22 protein-coding genes and 1 tRNA gene are annotated in these 23,127 nt (G+C 27.2%); 9 read left to right on the top strand and 14 right to left on the bottom strand.

The window, feature by feature from the left end; genetic code table 11:
- Positions 1–50 precede the first annotated feature (50 nt).
- From QIA27_RS02805 to QIA27_RS02795, 3 genes are all read right to left on the bottom strand, one after another.
- Positions 51–139 (bottom strand) — tRNA-Ser (locus QIA27_RS02805).
- 62 nt (positions 140–201) lie between these two features.
- On the bottom strand, positions 202–1,512 hold the full coding sequence (locus QIA27_RS02800; RefSeq protein WP_301403568.1) for a tetratricopeptide repeat protein: 1,311 nt from the start codon (positions 1,510–1,512) through the stop codon (positions 202–204).
- Positions 1,505–3,022, bottom strand: a complete 1,518-nt coding sequence (locus tag QIA27_RS02795; RefSeq protein ID WP_301353756.1) for a fibronectin type III domain-containing protein — start codon at positions 3,020–3,022, stop codon at positions 1,505–1,507. The genes QIA27_RS02800 and QIA27_RS02795 overlap by 8 nt, the downstream gene beginning before the upstream one ends.
- Before the next feature lie 121 nt (positions 3,023–3,143).
- Here QIA27_RS02795 and uvrC point away from each other — a divergent pair, with 121 nt between their 5' ends.
- The gene (uvrC, locus tag QIA27_RS02790) at positions 3,144–4,955 is read left to right on the top strand and encodes an excinuclease ABC subunit UvrC (protein WP_301403567.1); all 1,812 of its coding nucleotides are present in this window, start codon (positions 3,144–3,146) and stop codon (positions 4,953–4,955) included.
- A 72-nt stretch (positions 4,956–5,027) separates the two neighbouring features.
- Here uvrC and QIA27_RS02785 read toward each other — a convergent pair whose 3' ends face one another.
- Together QIA27_RS02785 and holA are read right to left on the bottom strand one after the other, a co-directional pair.
- Entirely contained in the window at positions 5,028–5,669 is a 642-nt protein-coding gene (locus QIA27_RS02785) for a hypothetical protein (protein ID WP_301403566.1), read from the bottom strand.
- A 3-nt stretch (positions 5,670–5,672) separates the two neighbouring features.
- Positions 5,673–6,662: a DNA polymerase III subunit delta gene (holA, locus tag QIA27_RS02780; protein WP_301403565.1), complete on the bottom strand. Its 990-nt coding sequence runs from the start codon at positions 6,660–6,662 to the stop codon at positions 5,673–5,675.
- Between the two features lie 56 nt (positions 6,663–6,718).
- Between holA and QIA27_RS02775 the strand changes: the two genes are divergently transcribed.
- Positions 6,719–7,867, top strand: a complete 1,149-nt coding sequence (locus tag QIA27_RS02775; protein WP_301403564.1) for a glycosyltransferase family 4 protein — start codon at positions 6,719–6,721, stop codon at positions 7,865–7,867.
- Here QIA27_RS02775 and QIA27_RS02770 read toward each other — a convergent pair.
- A complete protein-coding gene (locus tag QIA27_RS02770) occupies positions 7,864–8,706 on the bottom strand; it encodes a mechanosensitive ion channel family protein (RefSeq protein ID WP_301403563.1) in 843 nt (280 codons plus the stop codon). The genes QIA27_RS02775 and QIA27_RS02770 overlap by 4 nt on opposite strands.
- Positions 8,707–8,915: 209 nt before the next feature.
- Between QIA27_RS02770 and QIA27_RS02765 the strand changes: the two genes are divergently transcribed.
- Genes QIA27_RS02765 through aspS form a run of 7 tightly spaced genes read left to right on the top strand, consistent with a single transcriptional unit; the run spans position 8,916 to position 15,756 of the window.
- Entirely contained in the window at positions 8,916–9,521 is a 606-nt protein-coding gene (locus QIA27_RS02765) for a chromate transporter (RefSeq protein WP_301353750.1), read from the top strand.
- Positions 9,518–10,051 (top strand): chromate transporter, encoded by a 534-nt coding sequence (locus QIA27_RS02760; RefSeq protein ID WP_301353749.1) that lies wholly within the window; start codon positions 9,518–9,520, stop codon positions 10,049–10,051. Before QIA27_RS02765 ends, QIA27_RS02760 begins: the two co-directional genes overlap by 4 nt.
- A gap of 2 nt (positions 10,052–10,053) precedes the next feature.
- Positions 10,054–11,313, top strand: a complete 1,260-nt coding sequence (rpoN, locus tag QIA27_RS02755; RefSeq protein ID WP_301403562.1) for an RNA polymerase factor sigma-54 — start codon at positions 10,054–10,056, stop codon at positions 11,311–11,313.
- The gene (locus QIA27_RS02750; RefSeq protein ID WP_301353747.1) at positions 11,303–11,596 is read left to right on the top strand and encodes an HPF/RaiA family ribosome-associated protein; all 294 of its coding nucleotides are present in this window, start codon (positions 11,303–11,305) and stop codon (positions 11,594–11,596) included. The genes rpoN and QIA27_RS02750 overlap by 11 nt, the downstream gene beginning before the upstream one ends.
- Positions 11,597–11,608: 12 nt before the next feature.
- Complete coding sequence (locus tag QIA27_RS02745; protein WP_301403561.1) at positions 11,609–11,890, top strand: HPr family phosphocarrier protein; 282 nt, start codon at positions 11,609–11,611, stop codon at positions 11,888–11,890.
- Positions 11,887–13,992 carry a cation:proton antiporter domain-containing protein gene (locus tag QIA27_RS02740; RefSeq protein WP_301403560.1) on the top strand — a complete coding sequence of 702 codons (2,106 nt, stop codon included), beginning with the start codon at positions 11,887–11,889 and terminating at the stop codon, positions 13,990–13,992. The genes QIA27_RS02745 and QIA27_RS02740 overlap by 4 nt, the downstream gene beginning before the upstream one ends.
- 3 nt (positions 13,993–13,995) lie before the next feature.
- Positions 13,996–15,756, top strand: coding sequence for an aspartate--tRNA ligase (aspS, locus tag QIA27_RS02735; protein WP_301403559.1), 1,761 nt, complete (start codon positions 13,996–13,998; stop codon positions 15,754–15,756).
- A gap of 436 nt (positions 15,757–16,192) precedes the next feature.
- On the opposite strand, the gene fbaA is transcribed toward aspS, so the two are convergent.
- The 8 genes from fbaA to dnaN all read right to left on the bottom strand — a co-directional run bounded on the left by fbaA (position 16,193) and on the right by dnaN (position 23,046).
- The gene (gene fbaA / locus QIA27_RS02730; protein WP_301386390.1) at positions 16,193–17,272 is read right to left on the bottom strand and encodes a class II fructose-bisphosphate aldolase; all 1,080 of its coding nucleotides are present in this window, start codon (positions 17,270–17,272) and stop codon (positions 16,193–16,195) included.
- A gap of 161 nt (positions 17,273–17,433) precedes the next feature.
- The gene (locus QIA27_RS02725; RefSeq protein WP_301386389.1) at positions 17,434–18,501 is read right to left on the bottom strand and encodes an NAD-dependent epimerase; all 1,068 of its coding nucleotides are present in this window, start codon (positions 18,499–18,501) and stop codon (positions 17,434–17,436) included.
- A gap of 45 nt (positions 18,502–18,546) precedes the next feature.
- Positions 18,547–19,275: an RNA-binding cell elongation regulator Jag/EloR gene (jag, locus tag QIA27_RS02720; RefSeq protein ID WP_301386388.1), complete on the bottom strand. Its 729-nt coding sequence runs from the start codon at positions 19,273–19,275 to the stop codon at positions 18,547–18,549.
- A gap of 12 nt (positions 19,276–19,287) precedes the next feature.
- Positions 19,288–20,922 carry a membrane protein insertase YidC gene (gene yidC / locus QIA27_RS02715; protein WP_301403558.1) on the bottom strand — a complete coding sequence of 545 codons (1,635 nt, stop codon included), beginning with the start codon at positions 20,920–20,922 and terminating at the stop codon, positions 19,288–19,290.
- Between the two features lie 9 nt (positions 20,923–20,931).
- Positions 20,932–21,267 (bottom strand): ribonuclease P protein component, encoded by a 336-nt coding sequence (gene rnpA / locus QIA27_RS02710; RefSeq protein ID WP_301386386.1) that lies wholly within the window; start codon positions 21,265–21,267, stop codon positions 20,932–20,934.
- Positions 21,248–21,403: a 50S ribosomal protein L34 gene (gene rpmH, locus QIA27_RS02705; protein ID WP_004791483.1), complete on the bottom strand. Its 156-nt coding sequence runs from the start codon at positions 21,401–21,403 to the stop codon at positions 21,248–21,250. Before rpmH ends, rnpA begins: the two co-directional genes overlap by 20 nt.
- Before the next feature lie 91 nt (positions 21,404–21,494).
- Positions 21,495–21,794, bottom strand: coding sequence for a DciA family protein (locus QIA27_RS02700; protein WP_301353737.1), 300 nt, complete (start codon positions 21,792–21,794; stop codon positions 21,495–21,497).
- Between the two features lie 91 nt (positions 21,795–21,885).
- Positions 21,886–23,046, bottom strand: a complete 1,161-nt coding sequence (dnaN, locus tag QIA27_RS02695) for a DNA polymerase III subunit beta (protein ID WP_301353736.1) — start codon at positions 23,044–23,046, stop codon at positions 21,886–21,888.
- Between the last annotated feature and the right edge of the window lie 81 nt (positions 23,047–23,127).

Raw genomic sequence — 23,127 nt, 5'->3', positions numbered from 1 at the left:
AACATAAATTCTAATAAATAAAGTATGCACTGTCAAGATTTAAATAATTACGGAGAGAATGGGATTCGAACCCATGGTCCCCTTTTAAAAGGACAACTTCTTAGCAGGAAGCCCCATTCGGCCACTCTGGCATCTCTCCTACAACATTAATACATATTATCTTAGAGATATTATTATTGTCAACTAAATAAACTGCAAATATTAGTAATTTCTTCTAAACTCTTTATAAGCCTCTATTAGATTTTGAAAATCCCCAATAGAAATGTCAACTCCAGAATAAATACATTCTTCACGCAAGATCTCTTGAACCATTTTTTCCTCATTATTGCTAAATTTCAATTCAATGTACTCATCTTTAATTCTCCAAATATATGTATTTACCCTTATATTGTGATCAAAAATAAAAATAGGATCTCTCAAATTTAAAGAATTGTCAATAAAAAATAAATACTCCAAATACCAATTTACTCTTAAAGATACTGCAAATTCCTCAAGCAAATTTTCAATTAACATATCCTCGCTAGACTCAAGTAATTTTAAAAATTTTAAATAAGGCTCTGGATTAAGCTCACAAAGTTTTTTCATGTAAAAATAGGCATCCTCAAGATCACGATTTCTAAGAAAAAATAAGGTTGCATACAAATATATCAAATCTAGATTAGAATAATCATTAACCATTCTCTCAATAGACTTTTTAGGAGAAAATTTTAAAAGCTCAATTGTTGCAATATGCATATTATAAATTGTATAAATATTTGAAAAATTTAAAATGGCTTTAACATAAGATGCTGTAGCTTGAGTCATGTTGCCTATTTTATGAAAAATAGTTGCTCTATTGTGCCAAATATACTTAGAATAATGAGAATCTGTTAAAAATTTTTCAGAAAGTCTAATGGCCCTGCTTATTTCTCCAATAGAATATAAATAATACATTAAATAATTAACAACAAGAGCAAGATTGGCACCAAAAAAAATTTCGCTTGCTTTCAAAAAGCTTGCTATTTCAAGAGATTTGATATTTTTTAAAATCCAAATATTAAGCTTAACAAGAGAATTGTTTTGGTCCAAACCTGTAGCCTCAAAAAATAATTTCAAAGCCTCATCCTTGTTGCCCAACATTTCAAATAAAACAGCACTATTGTTTAAAGCTTGTATAAAATCAGATTTTTGCTCTTTAGCTTTCAAAAAACAATTTAACGCAAGTTCATATTCTTTTAAATTAAAATAAAAAACACCCAAATTATAATTCTCAAAAGGACTCAGATCATCTTTATTTTTTTCAACTTTACCATAATCTATAAGCTTAACTAAAAAATTATATTCACTCAAAACAACAGGATAAGTATTTAACACATATAAAAGAGCCTTATAATCCTTTTTCTTAAAATAAATAAGCGCTTTAAGTGAAAGAGAATCAAAATTCTCATCAAAAACATCTAAATTGTCAAGAGCACTTTTAAAGTCACCATTTTTATAAAAATTTAAAGCTTTTTCAAAACTAAAGTTATTCATATTTTTTAAAAATCTCCATAGGCCTTACAGAAATTTCCTTTGAAAAAGAAGTCTTATTAACGCTTTTATCTAAATTATAAGCAGCAATACTAATATAATAAAGTCTTCCATCTTCTAATCCTGTAATCTTAAAAGAAGTTTGATTTCCAACATCAATAGGAGAAGTTAAAACACCACTAGTTTTTCCATGATAATTACCAGAGGCAACGCCAATATAAATATAATACCCTTCAACGCTACTATTAACAACAGGAATCCACTCAATAAAAACTTCTCTAGAGCCTGGAATAACTTTTGTTATCACAGGAGGAAATGGAGCTGCTTCGGGAACATAAGTAATCGACATACTATAAAGAGAAGGACTGCTTACAGAATCCCCACTAGGATAAAATTCAACTTTTATTTGAATATATTTTGATATCTTTGAATCTGGAAAATCTTTTTTAGGATCAAAATGAATCCACGCGCCAGTTAAATTTTTTTTAATATTCCCATAGCTATCTGTATCATAAAATACCTTATTATCTAATCTGTAGTAATAAACAATCTCTGTATCCTTAGGAACATTAGAATCAACATCAAAGGACAATACTTGAGAATAATATTTAGAAAGCTTAATAGGCTCTGTAATAATGTATCCCATATTCTTTGAAAAAAAAGCATTACTAACCTCTTCAAAACTTTTATGTATTTCCAAATTCTCAACTGCACCAGTAAAATAAGTTCCCAAGGTAAAATCAATAAAGTTGCCAATACTTAATAAATATCCTGATCCTTCCTTCTTGTCATTTGTTATATATTCTATTGCCTGGGGTTTAGAATCTATCAAATATTCAAGTATTCCATCTCTTTGCCTATATCTTAAAGTATGTAAATGCCATTTTTTCGGAATAAAATCATCATTACTTTTCATTCTAATTTTGATAGGGTTTTTATTATCTTTTAAAAAAACATTGTTTAAAACCCAAACAAAATTTCCCTCATCACTTTCTAATCTAATAGACTGATCTACCCATAAATTATTAATATTTTTATAGCCATCCCAACTAAAAATAATTTCCCCTGTAACAGAGGTTGTTCGATATACCCAAAACTTAATAGTAAAATCAGAAACGGTATTGCCCGAGGAAAAGAAAGCTTTCTTTGTCAATGGCTTAAACTTAACAGGATTTTGATTTGAATAAAAAATTAAAGAACCGTTAGAGACATTACGAAATTCATTTGAAACTCTCAAGCTTTCTGAACTAACTAAATAGTTTGAAGATGTGTCTTTTAATTTGTTATCCCTTCCTATTTCTAAGCGCAAATCAATATTATTCAAATCTAAAACAGTTTTATATCTATCCAAATAAATACCAAGCAAACCTCGCATATCCCGTTCAAAAGTAATATTGCTAGAATCTTGAATAAATTTAAAATTTTTTTTTGAATCAAGTATTAACTTCAATTCTTGAGATAAAAGAATAGAAAAGCACAAAAAAAATAGCAAGAGCATTAAAATTAATCTCATTTTTGACCTTTTACTTGTTATTATTCATATTTTTAAATACCTCAGAACATAAAACAAACTGTCTTATGATACAATATTATATCACAAGATGATTTTTAAAATCTAAAAACTGCCTGACATTATGAAAGAGAATCTCACAAGTTTATTCGAAAAAGCAATGCAATTACCAACTACAAGCGGTTGCTACAAAATGCTAAATGAAGACAAAAAAATACTCTATGTTGGAAAAGCAAAAAATCTAAGATCAAGAATAAAAAGTTATTTTTTAGAAAAAAATAGTCACAAAATCAAAATACTAATGAAAAATGTAAAATCAATAGAAGTTATTACAACAAACAGTGAATACGAAGCATTACTTCTAGAATGCAATCTAATCAAAACCCACAAACCTGATTACAATGTAAAATTAAAAGACGGAAAAGGTTATCCCATGGTAAGAATAACTCATGAAAAATATCCAAGGATTTTTAAAACTAGAAAAATAATTAATGACCAAAGCGAATATTTTGGACCATTTACTAATGTAAAAAAACTAGATCAAGTGCTAAATTTTATTAACAAAACATTTAAAATTAGAAAGTGTAAAAAAAAATCCAATGCTCCTTGTCTATATTACCACATGGGACAGTGTCTTGGAGTATGCTACAAGGAAAATCTTGAAAAAGAATATCAAAAAGAACTAGATAAGGCAAAATCCATACTAAGCGGGAATATATCCGAAATATTAAGCCAAGTTGAAATGAAATTAAAACTTGCCATACAAAAAGAAGATTTTGAAACTGCTATTAAATTGAAAGAAACTAAAAGCTCCTTAATAGAAATTAATCAAATCCAAATCATTACAAAAACCAATAATTTAAACATAGACTATGTGCATGTTCACCCAGGAGAAAATGTAAATACAATAATAGTGTTAAAATACAGAAATGGAAAATTAGTTGAAAGAGATGCAAACTTCGATGAGAGTATATGTAAACAAAATGAGCTGATTTTACAATTTTTAATTCAATATTACACATCTATTAATATGATAGTGCCCGACAAAATTCATATTTTTCTCAAAGATATTGACACTAAAAATGTTGAAAAACTAATAAATGAAATTAAAAATACAAAAACAGAAATTATTTACAAAGAAACAGAAGAAATTTCAAAAATAATGGAAATGGCTATATCTAATGCTGAATTATCTTTAAGAGAATATGAAAATAAAAGCAACAAAGCACTTGAAAGTTTGAAAATTTTTCTAGAAATGGACAAACTTCCCAAAACAATTGAAGGATTTGATATTGCTCATCTTAAAGGTCAAGAAACAGTAGCTTCTATGGTTACTTTTAAAATGGGAATTCCCTTTAAAGAAAAATACAAGCTTTACAAACTAAACTCGCTATTAAAAGGAGAAATTGACGACTTTAAGGCAATAAAGGAAGTAATCTCAAGAAGGTATTCAGAAATAATCAATAAAAACTTAGAACTACCAAATTTAATTTTAATTGACGGAGGGAAAGGACAATTAAATGCTGCTTTTTCTATCTTAAAAGGATTAAAAATAGAAAACAAAGTTAAAATCTGTTCGTTGGCAAAAAAACATGAAACAATATTCTTAACAAACAACAAAAAAGGAATAAATCTGCCTCAAGGACATCCTGCTCTTAGGATACTGCAAAATGTAAGAGATGAGGCACACAGAAAAGCTAACGGATTTAACAAAAAAAGAAGAGAAAAAATAACCCTATTGTATACAAAAATACATGGAATTGGAGAAAAAACGGCCCAAAAAATATTAAAATCAATTGGAACTTATAAGGATATACTCCCTTTAAGTGAACATGAAATTTCAGAAAAAATAAAAGTAAATATTCAACTTGCAAAAAGAATAAAAGAATTTGCAATAAAAGAAAACTCAATAAAAAACTATAATCACAATAAATAAATTTTAAATTCAATTAAAATTTTACATAACTTATAAATCAACGATAAAATTACAAAATTTTAAGCCAGATTATTATTTATTAATATTTTTTAAAATAAAAACACTATTTGAAATTCCAGGCGACAAAACTAAAAAAAGATCATTAATAAGCTTGTTTCTAACTTGCATATTCAAAACATCCCCTGAAAGCTCTATTTTATAACCTTCAGAAGAACTCTTAACTACTTTAAAAAAATGAACAATCTCGGTGTAATCAAAATCATCTAAATCTTCAATAACTTCATTTATTAAATTGTCAAATATTTTTTTACGCTCTTTTTCTTCTAAACTTTTAATCTTTGAAGAGCTTCCTTCGATTTTATTTAATTTAGCCAAAAATTTTTCTATCCCGTTTTTAAAGTTAATATTTTTAATAATAACTTCAAATTCAAAGCCTTTGGAAATATTTTTTTTACCTATTATTTCATATCTTAGATTATTAAAAAACAAAGGATAAAAAATAAAATCATCCTTGGCCTGAGATTTTAATCCATAAATTTTTGCCCTCAGGTCATCATCGTTTGGAATATTCAAATAACCAAAAAATATTTCGGGACTGCTTTGTAAATTTTTAATAGAATCAAAAAAGTTTATTAAAACAATTTCCGCCAATCTAGATTCAGAGCTACAAGATAAACAACAAAATAACACAATCCAACTTAATTTTTGTTTCATAATTTAAAAATTAAATTTTGATTCTGTAGAACAACGAATTGAAAAATTATTATTAAGATTTAAGATTGAAAATATTAAAAAATATGACAAATTTTGATGAACATTTTTAGAATAAATCCTTAAATATAAATCAAACCTATATAAAATTTTCAAAACAATTTTTATTTCTGCAATCGAATAATTTTTAACCCCTACTCTATAAATTTTATTTAATGAAAAAAAGATTTTATTTTTATTCAATGCACTCTGTAAACTTCCATACATACTATAATCCATCTGCACCTTTAATAATCTTTTAAATTGCCAAATAAGACTCATTAAAATACTAAGCAAATCTTCTCCTTGATCCAAAATAGACTTAATCTTTATTAAAGAATGAGCCATATCTTTTTTTAAAATTGAATTAAATAAAGAAAAAGTGTTTTCAAAACGAACAAAACTAATCCAAGAAGTTATATCTTCCTCATCAATGGTGTTATTCTTAGCAAAAAGCGCAAAAGAATCTATATAAAATTTCAAAATTTTAGTATCTGAATTTATCATTAAAAGCATTAAGTTTATTGCAGAATCTGTAATTTTAATATTAAGATTAAAAAAATTTCTTTTTACAAATGTAAATTTATCATCATCAGAAATCTCATAAAAAACTTTTTTTATAAACTTGAGCTTATTCTTAAAATCAATGTTACATGTATTACTACTAGAAACAAAAATAACAGTTTTATTGATAGACTTTAAAATTGCATTACATACTAATTCTAAATCTTTTCCTGCTTTTAAAAGTTCAGACTCATAAACAATAAAAATTTCTTTTTTTGAAAAAAAAGAATTGGAAAACAACTTATCAGCAAATTCCACAACTGAGAGTTCTGACAAAAAAATTTTAGTAACTGAAACTTCTGATTTAAAAGCATCCATCTTAATTAACAGTTCTTTTAAATAAGCTTCTTTTAACCCTTGCTCACTACCCAACAATAAATAAACCACTTGCATCAAAGTAAATTATAATCCAAGTGCTAAATATATTATACTTAAGCTAGGAGGAGAATATGAAAGTTGCAATATTTACAGATACATATATCCCAGAAAAAAATGGAGTAGCAACATCAATAAAGCAAATTAAAGAAGGATTTGAAAAAAATGGTTATGAAGTTTATATATTTTGTCCAAAATCCAAAAAATCTTTAAAGGAAAAAAATGTTTACAGATGTTCATCCATTCAAATAAATAAAAAACTTGATGCTGTAATAGCTTTTCCCAACAAAAGAAAAATATCTAAAATAATACAAAGCTATAAACCAGACATCATTCATACTCACTCCGAGTTTTCTATGGGAAAAATTGGAAAACAAATTGCATTAAAACAAAACATACCAATAGTTCACACAAGCCATACAATGTGGGATTATTATTTGCATTACTTAGGAATTTTTAAACATTTTATTAAACCAGATAAAATGATAAAAAAACATTATAATAAAATAAAATATTTTATTTACCCATCAAGCAAAGCAAAAGAGAGATATTTCCACCTTTCAAATAATGCTAACTATAAAATAATTCCAAATGGAGTTGATAGAAAACTTTTCATAAAAACTCTAAGCAAAGAAAAAAAAGATGAAATTTTGAAAAAGCACAATATAAAGCAAACAGACAAAATAATCATATTTGTTGGAAGAATAAATAAAGAAAAAAACATAGATTCATTAGTAATACATTTAAAAGACCTTTTAATACAAAATAAAAATTATAAACTTATCATTATTGGCAAAGGAAGCGAAGAAAAGGAAATAAAAAATTTTAGCATCAAACATAGACTTGAAAAACAAATATTGCTAATAGGAACAATTCCTTGGGAAGAAATATGCTACTACTACAAAATTTCTGATATTTTCACCAGTCTATCAAAAAGCGAAGTATATCCAATGACAGTAATAGAAGCATTAACCGCTGGAATACCCGCTATTTTAATAAATGATCATATATATAAAGACGTAATAAAAGAAGGAATAAACGGATTTTTAATAAAAAAGTGCGAAAACTTATCTCGATACATAGAAAAAGTAATAAAAGATGATGAAATACTAAAAACATTTAAACAAAATGCAAAAAAATACTCTACTAAATTTTCAAGTCATTTTTTTACAAAAAAAATTGAAAATTATTACTCAGAAATTATTGCAAGAAAAAATCATTAATATAGCTTTTCAAAAGGTATAAAACATATTGGAAACTTAATTTTCATATCCAATAAAACATTTTTAATAACTTCACCAATAAAATATTGAAAATCCCAAAAAACCTCTGTATCAACAAAAAATCGAACCTGCACAACTATATAACAAGGAGTGTATTTTTTTACAATAAGAGTAGGAGAACAAGCCTCAACATTAAATTTCTTATTATTGAAAATTGCTAAATCCTCTATTTTATCTTTTAATAAGCCAATATTCGTATCATGGGGAACTTGAAAAGAAAACACAACTCTTCTTCTGGGATTTGCCGAAAAATTAACAACAGAATTAGATGTAAGCTTACTGTTTGGAATTTTAATAATTTCTTCGTCAAATGTTTTAAGTGTAGTAAAAAAAATTTGAATATTCTCAACCAAACCTTCAACATCTTCACATTTAATGTGATCTCCACACTTAAAAAACTTAGAATTTAAAACAATAATTCCGCTAACAAAATTAGATAAAATACCCTGAGCAGCAAACCCAATAGCAAGACCTAATGATCCAAATACAGCAATAATAGATGTTATAGGTACTCCAAGATATGGCAATATTATTAAAACAATAACAAAATCTGTTAATATTTTGAAAAAAGATTTTAAAAAGTTAAAAACTGTAACTTCTAATTTTTCCTCTATTCTAGACTTTTCCAAAGTCTTGAATAAGATTTTACCCATTTTATTAACTATTAACTTTAAAAAATACCATAGCGCTACAGCAATCGAAACCTTTAAGCCATAACCTACCACACCCTCAAAAATATGATTAAAATAATCTTGAAATATAAAAAGCTCCTTAAACAAACTAAAATTTCCTTCTAAGCTTCACATAAATTAATTGAATTATAGCATAAAAACCAAACAAACCTTTCCAATAAAAACCTCTAGGAAAAACAATAGATCAATGTTTTAAAGCCATAATAAAGCATGTTTTCATCACCGCTTTTCAATAATAAAATACACATTACAACAAATATTTGTGGTAGAATGTTTACCAAAGGTTTTTACTAAATTTGACAAAACAAATGAATAAAAAGAAACAAAAAAAAATATATGAAATTCTGGACTTGTTTTTACTTGTCTTTAAAACAACAACACTTACAATTGGCGGAGGATTAATAATTATATCTGAGCTTAAAAAAATATTTGTTAAAAAAAGAAAAATAATATCTGAGAGCGATTTTAACAAAATACTAGCAACATCAAATGTTATTCCTGGAGTTACAGCGATTAATTTTGTATTTTTAATAGGAAGAAAATTTGGGGGTTTCCCATGTGCACTTTTACTTGTTATTGCCGGTATTTTACCTTCCATGATTGCAATAATAATGGTTTTCCTTTATCTAAAATTAGTACCAAACAACATACATGTTGAAAAATTTCTTGAAGGTGCAAAAATCTCTTCAATTATTATAATGTTAACGGTTGTTTTAAAATTTTCAAAAAAAATGTTGAATAATTCTGTAACAAAATGGACAATATGTTTTCTTGTAACTTTTGCAATTTTTAAATTAAAAATAAGAATATCATATATATTGATAATCTTCTTTTTAATATACACATTAAAATATATAACAATAAAAAAAATATTAACTAAACAGAAAAAGGACATCGTTTGATTTTAATAAATTTATTCATTACATTTTTAAAAATCGGATTATTAAATTTTGGAGGCGGCAATGGAATTGCAGCAATAATAAACAATGAAATAATCAATAATAAACAGTGGATAACAAAAGAAGAATTTGTCAATATGATTACAATATCAAGAATAACCCCAGGACCTATTGCCACCAACATAGCAACATACGTTGGAATGAAAACCGCAGGAATCTCAGGAGCAATAATTGCTACCGTAGCATTAATAACAGCTCCAATAATAATAATGGTAATGTTACTTCTAATCCTACACAAAATCAATTTTTTAAATTATTGTCTAGAAAAGCTAAACCCTATTATTGTTGCACTGTGGATAATTACAATAATCATTTTGATCGAAAACACATATTTAAAGATAGAAAACGACAAAACAGAATTTTTAAAAACCTTGACTATTGCAGGAATTAATTTTTTTATTTTATTTTTTTATAATAAAATAAGCCCAGCATTAATAATTATACTTAGCGGATTTTTTTATACATTAATATAAATATGATTAAACAAAAACTAAAATTATCTCAAAATTTAAACTCAATTCAAATACAAACAATGAAAATATTGAGCCTTAATAAAAAAGAACTGATACAGCTTATATTAGAAGAAAGTGAAAATAACGAATGCCTAGAAATAGACTCAAATAAAATATTTTTTGAAACATTGAAAACATATAAGTTTAAAAAAAAATTTTACAAAGAAAATGACATAATAAAAAATCAACACGACATAGCTCTTGAAAAAACACAAACAAATACTTCTTTAAAAGAACACCTGTTGCTACAATTAAGAATTCAAAGAATAACTGAAGATGAGCTTAAAATAGGTGAAATATTAATAAACAATCTAAACAACAAAGGTTTTCACATAATAAACCCATACGATCTTTTTGAAAAGGGGAAAAAAGAAAAAGTAAAAAAAATAATTGAACTTATTCAGAAATTTGATCCAATTGGAATTTGTGTCCCTAATATAATAGAATCGTTAATTTTGCAAGCAAAGCATCATAAATTAGAAAGCAATATTATTAAAATTCTTGAAAAAGCAGAACTTCTTGAAAAAACTCAAGAAAAGTTAAAAGAAGAACTTAAAATAAGAAGTAAAGAATTTAACACAGCTTTAGAAATTATCAGGCAAAAACTTAACCCCAACCCAACACTCGAATTTAAAGACCCAGACGACACCAATTTCTATGTTGACCCAGATATATTAATAATAAACCACAATAACAAATTTGAAATTAAAATCAAAGAAGTTAACATCTTTAAAAAAGAACTTAAAAAAACAGCTGAAAATCCTCAAAAACAAAAAAAAGCAAAATGGTTAATCGAATCGTTACGCTATAGAGACGAAATACTTGCAAAAATAGGAATAGCTATATATACACTCCAAAAAGAATTTCTAAGAAGAGGTTTTAAAAGCTTAAGGCCAATGAACTTGGGCATTTTGTCAGAAAAAATAGGTGTATCAAAATCAACAATATCAAGAGCAATAAAAAATAAATATTTAAAATGCGAATGGGGTACAGTATTAATCAAAGATCTCTTTAGCTCTGTTGGTGGAGCAAAAACAAATGAATTTTCAAAATTAAGCATTAAAATAACAGTAAAAAAGTTGCTAGAAGTAAATAAAAAGATGTCAGATGAAGCGATTTCTGCTATACTGAAATCCAAAGGAATCTCTATTTCTAGAAGAACAGTAAACAAGTATAGAAATGAATTAAAATCTGAGAAAGGAAGAACATATTATGGAACCTAAAATTCAAGCAGTTAATTTTAACTTAAATGAGAATGAAAAAATCTTTATTCTCAAAAAGCTAGAAAAATTTGATACTCATATCAAAAAACATGTAGAAAATTTAAAAATTACAATCAAAAAAGAACGCGAACTTTTCGAATTCGACGCACATGCTCACTTTAATTGGGGGAAAATAATACACATAAGAGAAAATGGAAAAATACTTCTTAATCTTATTGATAGCTCAATAGAAAAACTTTACAAAACAGCAACTAAAGAAAAAGAGAAGAAAAACAACAAATAAGATAAATAAAAAATGCAAGAAGTAGAAATTGAAATAATAAATAAAGATGGAACACATTCAAGATCGGCAAACATTATTGCTGAATTCGCAAATAAACACTCTTCGTGCTATATAAAAATAACAACAAAAGATGGCAGAAAATCTTACGCAAAATCTATAATCGAAATTATTATATTAGGCATAATACACAAAGAAAAAGCAAAAATAACAATCATTGGAAAAAAAGAAAAAACGGTAATTAAAAATTTGTTAAACTTACTAAAATATAATTTTTCAAAAGAGCTTGGAAAATGAACAAAAAAAATTTTTACATAATAGTGTTACTGAATTTACCTAATCTTCTATTTTCATACTCAACAAATTATGACATTGAAGCAAATATGTCATCTTTTGTCATGAGTCTGGCAATTATTGTAATCTCATCTATTTCACTAGGTAATCTAGTAGCACAAATAGGGATTCCAAAAGTAATAGGACAAATAACAGCAGGAATAATTCTAAGTCCTAATGCCTTTGGAAAAATTAAAATACCTTTATTATTCCCATTAGGGATAACTCAAATTGGAGAAAATTATTTAATAAATGAAAAAATATTTGCAATCTCTACCATAGCCTCAATAATACTGCTTTTCACAGCAGGACTTGAAACCGACTTAAAATTGTTTATCAAATTTTTGCCACGCGGAGGAATTATTGGAATAACAGAAGTTGTTGGCACCTTTACAAGCTTTGTACTAATGGCCAGCATAATTTTTAATGTTCCTTTAATAAGTCCAACCTCGCTTTTTATTGGAATAATTGGAACTCCAACATCAGCAGGAATCGCAGCAAGTATACTCTCAGCAAAGAAAAAAATGAGTACTTCAGAAGGAGTGACAATAATATCAACTTCAATTATTGATGATGTACTTTCAATGCTCATGCTTACAAGTGTAATAACTATATCAAGATCTATATCGGATCTTGATATAGCAAGCTCTCTTAAAAGCATAATTCAAAACATAGTAATTTGGCTATGCTTAACTTTTTCCTTAATATATGTATCAGAAACACTCTCAAGGCTGTTGAAAAAATTAAACAGTGTCACCTTAGCAACCGTAATAACACTCTCTCTAACCTTTACTATTGCAAGCATCTTCCAAAATCTAGGAATGTCTTTTGTGGTTGGAGCTTACGTATTTGGACTTGCCATGTCAAAAACAGACATTGTATATGTAATTCAAGATAAACTAACAATCTTTGAAAGATTTTTTATTCCAATCTTTTTTACATCAATTGGACTTATGTCAGATATTAATGAAATACTCTCAAAAGAAGTTCTTATTTTAGGATCAGCAATTAGTGCGATAGCAATAATTACTAAAAGTACATTTTGCTTTATTCCAGCACTCTTTTTAGGATTTAATAAACTTGGAGCCTTAAAAATTGCAACTGGAATGGTCCCAAGAGGAGAAGTCTCACTTATTATGGCAAATGTAGCCTTATCTTCAGGATTTATTAGCCAAAAAATATTTGGAATCATAATAATAATGGTATTTTTGCCAACAATCATTGCAACACCCATAATAAACTTTTTATTCAAAATAAACAAAAGCGGACTTAAAAAAGAACTAGCAATAGATCAAAATACACATATATGCGTATCATTTGAATATGACAATTTGGCCAAAATTCTTATATGGGACTTAAAAAATGAGTTAAGAAAAGAAGGATTTTTCACGCAACAAATTAAAAATGATTCTTCACAATATATTAATGCAAGAAAAAACAATATATCATTCTCAATAAAGCGAGAAGGTAGCAAAATCACATTTGAATGCCCAAATAATCACCTAATTATAATACAAGATCTTTTTAGAGAAACAATCTTAAACCTAGAAAAAATAACCAAAGAAGTTGAGACAGTCTCTTTAAGAGCAAAAAAACTAGATTACTCAATAAATTATGATAAAATCCTTAGTAATATCAACCTAAATAAAAGACTAAAAAAGGAAAACATTATTCTAGAATTAAAAGCAAACAACAAAGCTGATGTACTAAGAGAACTCTTAAGCGTAATAAACATTGAAATTGACAAAGAAAGAATATTTCAAGATTTAATGGAAAGAGAAAAATTAATTACTACTGCACTAAAAGAAGGTTTTGCTATTCCTCATTTAAAAACAGATTTAATCTCAAAAATACATATTGCAATAGGAATTAGCCATGAAGGGATCGACTTCAATGCTCTTGACAAGAATTTAAGCCATGTTTTCATATTAATATTGTGCCCAGCAAAAGATTATGTTAGCTACCCCAGAATTTTAGCATCTGTTGTGGGCAAAATTGATCTGTACAAAAAAGAAATTTTAAATGCAAAAACAGACAAAGAAATTTATAATATAATAGTGAGCTAAATTATGTTTAAAGTTATCAAATGTAATGAGTTGAATGAAAAATTAATAAACAAAAAAGTTGAAATAAATGCTTGGGTAAAAAAAATTAGACATCACGGAAAATTTACCTTTCTAAACATAAGAGACAGATATGAAAAAGCTCAAGTTCTAATAGCCGAAGAACACCTTTTAAAAATCGCAGAAAAAATAAAACTTGAATATTGCATTAAAATTCAAGGAATATTGATTAAAAGACCTTCCAATATGATAAACATAAATATGAAAACAGGACATTTTGAAATATTGGCAAAAAACATTGAAATTATCTCAAAATGTAATGAATTACCGTTTATGATAGAAGATGACAATAATGCAAATGAAAACTCAAAACTTGAATATAGATACTTAGATTTAAGAAGAGATTCATTGAAAAATAAGATCATTTTAAGATGCCAGGCAACTCATCTTATTAGAAATTTTTTAGTAAAAAGAAAATTTTTAGAACTAGAAACTCCAACTTTTGTAAAATCAACACCAGAAGGCGCAAGAGACTTTGTAATACCATCAAGGATCCACAAAGGATCTTTTTATGCTTTACCCCAATCTCCACAACTTTATAAACAGCTTATAATGATAGCGGGATTTGACAAATACTTCCAAATAGCCCGTTGTTATAGAGACGAAGATTCAAGAGGAGATAGGCAACCGGAGTTCACACAACTAGATCTTGAAATGAGCTTTGTGAAAAAAGAAAATATTTTTAAATTAATGGAAAGCATGCTTTTTTCAATATTTAAAAATTGCCTTAATATTAACTTACCTAAAAAATTCAAAAAAATAACATACAAACAAGCAATGGACAAATATGGAAGCGATAAACCAGATACTAGATTTGAACTTACATTACAAGATATAAGTCGCAATCTTAAAAATTCAGAATTCAATGTATTCAAAGATACTCTAAAAAACAAAGGCTCAATTAAAATTTTAATAGTAAAAGATCAAGCTGATAAGTTTTCAAGAGCAAAAATAAATAATTTAGAAGAAGTTGCAAAGCTTTACAAAACACAAGGGTTTTATTTTACAAAAATCGAAAACAATAAATTTTCTGGAGGAATTGCAAAATTTTTAAAAACAGAAGAACAGCAATTAATAAAAGCCTATTCTCTAGAAAATAATGACATAATTTTCTTTACAGCTAATAATAAATGGGAAACTGCTTGCAAAGCTATGGGGCAAATTAGAATAAAAATTGCAAACGATCTTGGACTAATAGATGAAAATAAATTTGAATTTCTATGGGTCTACGACTTTCCACTATTTGAATATGACGAAAATACAAAGACCTATACACCAGCTCACCACATGTTCTCGCTTCCCAAAAAGCGATATATTGCCAATTTAGAAAAAAATCCAAACAAAACCATAGGCGAAATTTATGATCTTGTTTTAAATGGTGTAGAGCTTGGTTCAGGTTCAATTAGAATACATAATAAAGAACTTCAACAAAGAATCTTTAACATAATAGGATTTCAAAAGGAAAAATCAGAAGGTAGATTTGGATTTTTTCTAAAAGCATTAGAATATGGGGCTCCTAATCATGGGGGCATTGCAATTGGTATTGATAGGCTAATAATGCTAATGACAAAATCAACTTCAATAAAAGATGTAATACTATTCCCCAAGAATTCTTTTGCAGCAAGCCCTCTTGACAACTCCCCCTCTAAAATTTCAAATGAACAACTCAAAGAACTGGGAATCAATATTGTTGCTGATGACACTTAAATTCATAAGCTTAACCACACCTTTAAAATTATAAAAATCAGTTATCTATATTCCTGAGAATCTTCCAGTAGACCACTATTTTTTCAAGAAATTTAATCTCAAAGCTCAAGTTTATTTTTTACAAACAATAAAAAATTATAAAAACACACAAAGTAAATCCAAAATAAAATGTTTTTTAAAATTTAGCAACAATATTAATTGTCTTCTTCAAGAATAACAACTCCATAAACACAATATTTAACAATCATTCTAAAAATAGATTTATTTTTATTTAAGTTCTTAAAAAATAATCAAAAATAACAAAAAAGATTACTAAATAAATAATAGAAAAAATATACCTAATACCCAATAATTTTTATTCAATATCTAAAATTAATAAAATAATAAAAAAGCCGCTCAAAAAGCAGCTTGCAAATAAAAATTAGTGAATTTTTATTTAATTCCTATTAATATTATTAAGATTTTTGCATGCAATCTTCACACGGTCTTTCATAGAAACTTCAGCTTCTCTTAACCAAACCCTTGGATCATAAAATTTCTTATTTGGAATATCAGCGTCCTTACCATCTCCTAATTGACCTTGCAAGCGATTTTCATTTTTTTTATAATAATTTAAAACACCCTCCCAGGCAGCCCACTGTGTATCTGTATCAATATTCATCTTTACAACCCCATAAGAAAGTGCCTCATTAATCTCATCAATTGTAGATCCAGATCCTCCATGAAAAACATAAGAAACTGGTTTAACAATATTTGTTCCTGTTTTTGATATGACATAATCTTGGCCATCTTTTAACACTCTTGGAGTAAGCTTAACATTCCCCGGTTTATACACTCCATGAACATTTCCAAAAGCTGCTGCAATTTGAAAATTTGGACTAATCTTTAAAAGTTCTGAATATCCATAATAAATATCCTCGGGAGTCGAAAATAGCTCGTGCAGAGCCCTATCCGAATTGTCAACTCCATCTTCTTCACCACCCGTAATCCCAAGCTCTATTTCTAAAAACATTTCAATCTTTGCCATTCTTTCTAAGAATTTTTTAGAAATTTCAATATTTTCTTTAATAGGTTCTTCTGACAAATCTAACATATGCGAAGAAAATAATGGCTTTTTGTGCTGACTATAGTATTTCTCACCATACTCCAAAAGCCCCTCAACCCAAGGAAGCAAATTTTTAGCACAATGATCTGTGTGAAGAACAACAGGAACGCCATAATGCTCTGCCATCAAATGAACATGCATAGCGCCAGAAATAGCTCCAACTATTGAAACTCCTTGTGATTTTTCCATCTTCAACCCTTTCCCGCAAATAAAAGCAGAACCACTATTGGAAAATTGTATCATAATAGGAGAATTGATTTCTTTTGCTGCCTCCAAAACTGCATTAATAGAATTTGTTCCTATACAATTAATAGAAGGAATAGCAAATCCTTCCTTTTTACATATTTCATATAAAGAATGCAGCTCTTTTCCATAAACTACACCTGGTTTAATCTTGTCTAAAACACCCATTTATATGCTCCTTTCTATCTTATTTTTTCTTTTATCAAATGCCTATAATAAATTATACACCTAAGAAGTAGAATTGAATTTAAATAAATAAATAATTATTAAACCAAAAGCGAGTATAAAATTTATTAAAAATCTACCATTCTGCATAAAAAAGTTTAAAATTAAACATTCTCAGTAGACTCTAGCATTTTATACCACTCTGAAAACTCTTTTATTCCTTCTTTAATAGAAATTTTGGCTTCATACCCAACATCATTTTTAAGCTTTAAAATGTCACAACAACTTTCCACAACATCTGCTTTTTGCATAGGCATATAATTTTTTAAAGCCTTTTTATCAAAATTCGCTTCAAGCTCTTTAATAAAATCTAACAATTTAGTTGCATGTCCAGTTCCTATATTATATATTCTGTAAGGGAAAGAAGATGTTGACGAATTTGGATTCTTAACATCAAAATTACAATCACTCTTAGCTGGATTTTTTAACACTTTATAAACACCATTTGCAATATCGCTAACATATGTAAAATCTCTAGCCATATTACCATTGTTAAAAATATTAATGGATTTGCCATTTTTAATTCCATCTGCAAATAAATATAAAGCCATATCGGGTCTTCCATAGGTTCCATAAACTGTAAAAAATCTAAGTCCTGTTGTGGGAATATTAAAAGACGCACTATAAGCATGCGCTATCATTTCGTTAGATTTTTTACTAGCTGCATATAAATTTAAAGGGTGATCCGTAATAGAATCTTCACTAGACGGAATATTTTCATTTATACCATAAACTGATGACGTCGAAGCATAAACAAAATGTTTTATGTTTTCTTTATAAATTCTACATACATCTAAAACATTAAAAAACCCAACAATATTTATTGAAACATAGCTATCAGGATTTTCAAGGCTATCTCTAATACCCGCCTGAGCAGCCAAATGACAAACATGTGTAAATTTATACTCCTTAAAAAGTTCAAGCAGTTTATCTTTATTTAGTATATCAAGATATGCAAAAGATAAGTTATCATATTTTTTACTCTTAATAATCTCATGGGTTTTGACATCCTTAGAACAAAAACCTAAAGCCTCTAATCTTTCATGCTTAAATTTGAGTTCATAATAATCATTTAATACATCTACACCTAAAACTTCATGCCCTTTTTCTGCAAGCTTTTTAGCTACATGAAATCCAATAAACCCCGCAATTCCGGTTAAAAAAATCTTCATATCATCATTCCTCTTTAAAATTTAATACAAATCAACACTATCAATCTATTTTTTAAAACCAAAATCTCTCTTTTGATAACTGCGAGAATTATTGCTGCTAAACCTATTATTTCTAACATAAGACACTCTTATCCTTTTTATATTTCCATCACCCTCGCTTTCAGTTTTGATATCACTATAACGATTTAAAGTTGTATGAACAATTCTTCTTTCAAAAGGATTCATTGATGGCAATAAAATAGAACGTCTGGTTCTTTTGACTTTATGAAAAGAATTTATTGCTAAATTAATAAACCTAGATTTAAATCGTTCTCTATAATCTCCAATGTCCAGTATAACTCTACTAAAGGCGCCAGTTTCACCAATAAGCTTAGAAGCGTAAACATTTGTCAAAAGCTGTAGAGAATCTAAATTTTTACCCTCTCGTCCAATCAAAATATTTGGACTATCTGTCTCAATAGAGATCTTAATGTGCCCTCCTTCTTTGGGCTCTATTGTCAAATTTACAGAATATCCCATTTTGATTAGCATTTCTTTTACAAACTCTAAAATTTTATCACAAATTTCATCCCCAATTTTAATTTCAAAACCGCCTTTTTTAACTTCTTTTACATGAGGAGAAACCCTTATTTTAATCATTTCTTTCTTAAATAAAAATCCAACCCTTTCTTTATCTAAAATTTCTACATCAAACTCACCTTCTTTTAATTCCAGATCTCTCATTGCTTTCTTTATTGCTTCTTGTTCGGTTTTTCCGTAAAATTCATAGCTCATATTATTCCCCCTTTAAGACAAATGTATTCTTATATAGTATTGTTGCAAAATAGTAAAAATATTTGTTGTAATCCAATATATTAAAAGCCCCGATGGCATATTGTAAAGTATGAAAAAAAACATAATAGGCATTCCAAAATATAAAAATTTCTGCTGCGCTCCAAGATTTTTTAAATCAACATTAGAACTAACAATTGTAGATCCCAATTGAGTAAACATCATAATAAAAGGCAAAATTCTAATATCAGTCCAAGAAACAAAATAAAGCTTGTATCCAATATGATATACACTGTCACCAATAGATAAATCATCAATCCATCCTGGAATAAAACTAGCCCCTCTTAATAAAAATAAATTATTTACAAGTGAATAAAGAGCAAAAAATATAGGAAGCTGCAAGATTACAGGAAAACATCCTCCAAGAGGATTAACTCCTTCTTCTTTATAAAGCCTTCCCATCTCTTCATTCAATTTCTTGGGATCATGTTTAAACTTTGCTTGAAGTTCTTTCATTTTAGGTTGAAGCTTGGAAAGCTCTGCAGTAGCTCTAAATCCTTTAAATGTCAAAGGAAATATAAGTATTCTAACAACAATTGTCAAAAAAATAATTGAAAGTCCCCAATTAGGTATAACATCATAAAAAACTTGCATTACCATTTGCATAGGAACTTGAATTAAATGCCACAAACTTTTTTCCACTGACATTCCAAAAGCAATATCAGATAAGCCAAAGGTATTGTCACCATTCTTATCAAAAATGTCTAGATATCTATTGTCCTTAGGTCCAGCATAAATAAAAAACTCATCACTAATATTTTTTTTATTTCCAACATTATTGACAATAAACGACTTGAGGATTTCTTTTTCCTTCTTAAACTCAACTTCCATATTTTCTTTAAAAACTAACACTCCAAAATATTTAGTACTAGAACCAATCCATCTAGGATTGTTAATCATTAGACCATCTTTACCATACTTAAGCTTATTATCATAATAAATTATTTGAGATAAATAATTATTATATTGAAGCTTGGCTTTATCACTCAACCTTTCAATCTCAGAACTAAAAATAATCTTATAAGAATCAATATCAAATAAGTTATCATCCTCAAGACCATTTACAGTAACTTTAAATTTCATCAGGTATTCATTTTTTTTAGAGAATGTATACCTCTTTACATATTCATAAGTTTTACCGTTATTTTTAAAATAAGCTTTAAATTCATGATTAAAATCATCTATTTTCTTATACAAAAACAAATCCTCTACTAAATAGTCGAAACTAACATCAAAAAAAGTTTCATTTTTATAATCAACATTAATCAAATCTGTAGGATCTTTTTCCAAATTTAAATGATTTTTAAGCTTTAATGAAACCAAATTCCCTCTAAATGTCGAAAAAGTAGCAACATATATCCCTGTTTCTACAACAATATCTTGAGACTTATTAATCAAATTAAAGCTATTGCTTTTACTTAAAAACATTTCATTATCATCAAAACTTTTGTTTAAATCAAACTGCACTTCCTTATCAGAAGGCTTAAAACTTAACATTTTGGGGAAAAAAATATCATTAATAAGCATAAAAAGACCTATTAAAAATAAAGACAAATAAACCGTTCTTAAAATTCTTTTACTTTGATTCAATTATGCCCCTCACACCATTAAAACTAAACTTTTCATAAGAGATTCAATACCAAAATACGTAAAATTTAACCTGTTATAAGAAATTACAAAGATAATATCTACAGCTCTACCTTCTGACAATTCCAATCTTTTCCTAAAAGCTTCTTTAAAAAGTCTTCTAACGCGATTCCTTTTAACAGCCCCTCTAAAACCTTTAGAAAAGGTAACAAGAAGTCTAGAATAGATCAAATGATTCGATTTACAAAACATTTTAAGATTAAGATTGCTAAATCTGATCAGATTGCCTTCTTTGAAAATTTTTTGAATTTCTACTTTTGATTTTAGACTAATATTTCTTTTTCTCATCAGAAACAGTTAATTTTATTCTTCCTTTTGCCCTTCGTCTTGCAAGAATAAGTCTTCCACCTTTAGTCTTCATTCTAGCTCTAAACCCAAATTTTCTATTTCTTTTAACACGACTAGGCTGATAAGTTCTTTTCAAAACGCTCCTCCATTAAAAACAATTTCCCGCTAATAAGCTGCAAATTGAACACTACCATGGTATAGCATATAAATGCGATTGTCAATAATAATTACTTTACTAAAACCTTTATATCTATTATTTTAATCCCTGTTAATTCTTTTATTGAATTTATTATCTTTGACTTATTGATTGATATGCTATACAAAATACTTGAATTACTTACCTCAATAAAAAGAACCTGTTCATTTTTAAAATCTAAAAATTTAACATCAGCTGATAAAGCCTCAAAAATTTGATTCCATTTATCAGCAATCAATAATTTTGAACTTATTTTTTTATTAACAAGCAAATTAGATTCTAAATAATCTTTAAGAACATTATCTATTTTTTTAAAAGAAGAATCATTCATAGTAATTTTTTATACCGCAATGCAAAAAACAATATTGAATAAACTTTAGAAAAACTTATTCTAATACTCAAAATCACATTAATAGTTTACTTCAACCCAAAGACATCGGCATTATCAAGTGTGTAAAATCAAAATTTTCAGGTTCACTCAATTTTAATACATTCCCTGAATTAAATTGTATTTCTATCTTTGAAGTTTCAAAAACACTAATAGCTTCAACAAAATATGAAATATTAATAGCCATAACCTCATCTTCCCCATCATACAGATAATTCGGATTTTTAATAAAAAATTCACCTTTTCTTCCAGTAATTAAATCTTCTCCAAGAAGTTTTAATTGAAATTCAGAAAAAGTTAAAACTAACTTTTTTGACTTGTCAACATATAAATTGACTCTTGTAAGTCTATCTTTTAAAATGCCTAGAGAAACCAAAGATTTATTTTTTTGTTCTTTGGGTATAATGCTTTTATAATCAGGATAATTGCCGCTAATCAAACTGCAAGCTATTTTATAATTATCAAATTCAACATAAAATTTTTTATCCGAAGACTTTACTTTAACTATACCTTCTCCTGACATAAGATGTTTTAAAAAGTTAAATATTTTTACAGGAACTATGAAATTTACATTTTCTTCAACTATGACTTCTGTTTTGCAAATAGACATCCTGTGTCCATTAGTAGAAACAAGTAGTAATTTAGAATCTTCATCTTTTGTAAAATAAACACCATTTAATACATTCTTGGATTCATCAAAATGCGCTGAAAAAGCTATTCTGTTTATTATTTTTTTAAGAGATTTTTGTTTTACTTCGATTTCAAAAGTGTAATCTTCGTTAATCATATCATAATTGTAATTTTCTATTTCTTCGTGTGAAAAGGTAGGTTCTTTTAAATGATCTACATACTCTTCTTCTTTTTCATCTTTTAATTCTCCCATAATTTCCAATTTGCTGTTATTTTCATTAAAAACTATTTTAATTTTCTTGTAAAAACTGAATGCTTTTACTGCATCATAAAAATTTGAGGCATTAATTAATACCTTAAAATCTGTTTCTGAAATAATCGGAATTGTGCTTTCAAAAAATATATTTCTGTCTGTTGATTTAATTATGAGATTAGATCTTTTCACTTCAATTAACAATGCACTCCAAATGTCATTCATATTTCTGTTCAATATTATTCCCTTTGCTTTTTCTATCTCACTTGTAATTTGATTTGTTTCGCAAATAAAAAATGTGTTATTTAGCATGATGCCTCCTTATATATTTTATTACATTTTATCTCTGTAATTTTTCATAGATTTTGCATTTTTATTTTTCATAGATATTTA

The sequence above is a fragment of the [Borrelia] tanukii genome (assembly GCF_030439725.2).
In the GTDB taxonomy this organism is placed as follows: Bacteria; Spirochaetota; Spirochaetia; order Borreliales; family Borreliaceae; genus Borreliella; species Borreliella tanukii.
The sequence above is the reverse complement of the archived record's forward strand: the minus strand, read 5'-3'. Positions and strand labels throughout refer to the sequence as shown.

Bases quoted from the DNA above. Each gene is read 5' to 3' on its own strand.
- QIA27_RS02800 (WP_301403568.1), bottom strand. From the start codon at position 1,512: ATGAATAACTTTAGTTTTGAAAAAGCTTTAAATTTTTATAAAAATGGT.
- QIA27_RS02795 (WP_301353756.1), bottom strand. From the start codon at position 3,022: ATGAGATTAATTTTAATGCTCTTGCTATTTTTTTTGTGCTTTTCTATT.
- uvrC (WP_301403567.1), top strand. From the start codon at position 3,144: ATGAAAGAGAATCTCACAAGTTTATTCGAAAAAGCAATGCAATTACCA.
- QIA27_RS02785 (WP_301403566.1), bottom strand. From the start codon at position 5,669: ATGAAACAAAAATTAAGTTGGATTGTGTTATTTTGTTGTTTATCTTGT.
- holA (WP_301403565.1), bottom strand. From the start codon at position 6,662: ATGCAAGTGGTTTATTTATTGTTGGGTAGTGAGCAAGGGTTAAAAGAA.
- QIA27_RS02775 (WP_301403564.1), top strand. From the start codon at position 6,719: ATGAAAGTTGCAATATTTACAGATACATATATCCCAGAAAAAAATGGA.
- rpoN (WP_301403562.1), top strand. From the start codon at position 10,054: ATGATTAAACAAAAACTAAAATTATCTCAAAATTTAAACTCAATTCAA.
- QIA27_RS02750 (WP_301353747.1), top strand. From the start codon at position 11,303: ATGGAACCTAAAATTCAAGCAGTTAATTTTAACTTAAATGAGAATGAA.
- QIA27_RS02745 (WP_301403561.1), top strand. From the start codon at position 11,609: ATGCAAGAAGTAGAAATTGAAATAATAAATAAAGATGGAACACATTCA.
- QIA27_RS02740 (WP_301403560.1), top strand. From the start codon at position 11,887: ATGAACAAAAAAAATTTTTACATAATAGTGTTACTGAATTTACCTAAT.
- aspS (WP_301403559.1), top strand. From the start codon at position 13,996: ATGTTTAAAGTTATCAAATGTAATGAGTTGAATGAAAAATTAATAAAC.
- fbaA (WP_301386390.1), bottom strand. From the start codon at position 17,272: ATGGGTGTTTTAGACAAGATTAAACCAGGTGTAGTTTATGGAAAAGAG.
- QIA27_RS02725 (WP_301386389.1), bottom strand. From the start codon at position 18,501: ATGAAGATTTTTTTAACCGGAATTGCGGGGTTTATTGGATTTCATGTA.
- jag (WP_301386388.1), bottom strand. From the start codon at position 19,275: ATGAGCTATGAATTTTACGGAAAAACCGAACAAGAAGCAATAAAGAAA.
- rnpA (WP_301386386.1), bottom strand. From the start codon at position 21,267: ATGAGAAAAAGAAATATTAGTCTAAAATCAAAAGTAGAAATTCAAAAA.
- QIA27_RS02700 (WP_301353737.1), bottom strand. From the start codon at position 21,794: ATGAATGATTCTTCTTTTAAAAAAATAGATAATGTTCTTAAAGATTAT.
- dnaN (WP_301353736.1), bottom strand. From the start codon at position 23,046: ATGCTAAATAACACATTTTTTATTTGCGAAACAAATCAAATTACAAGT.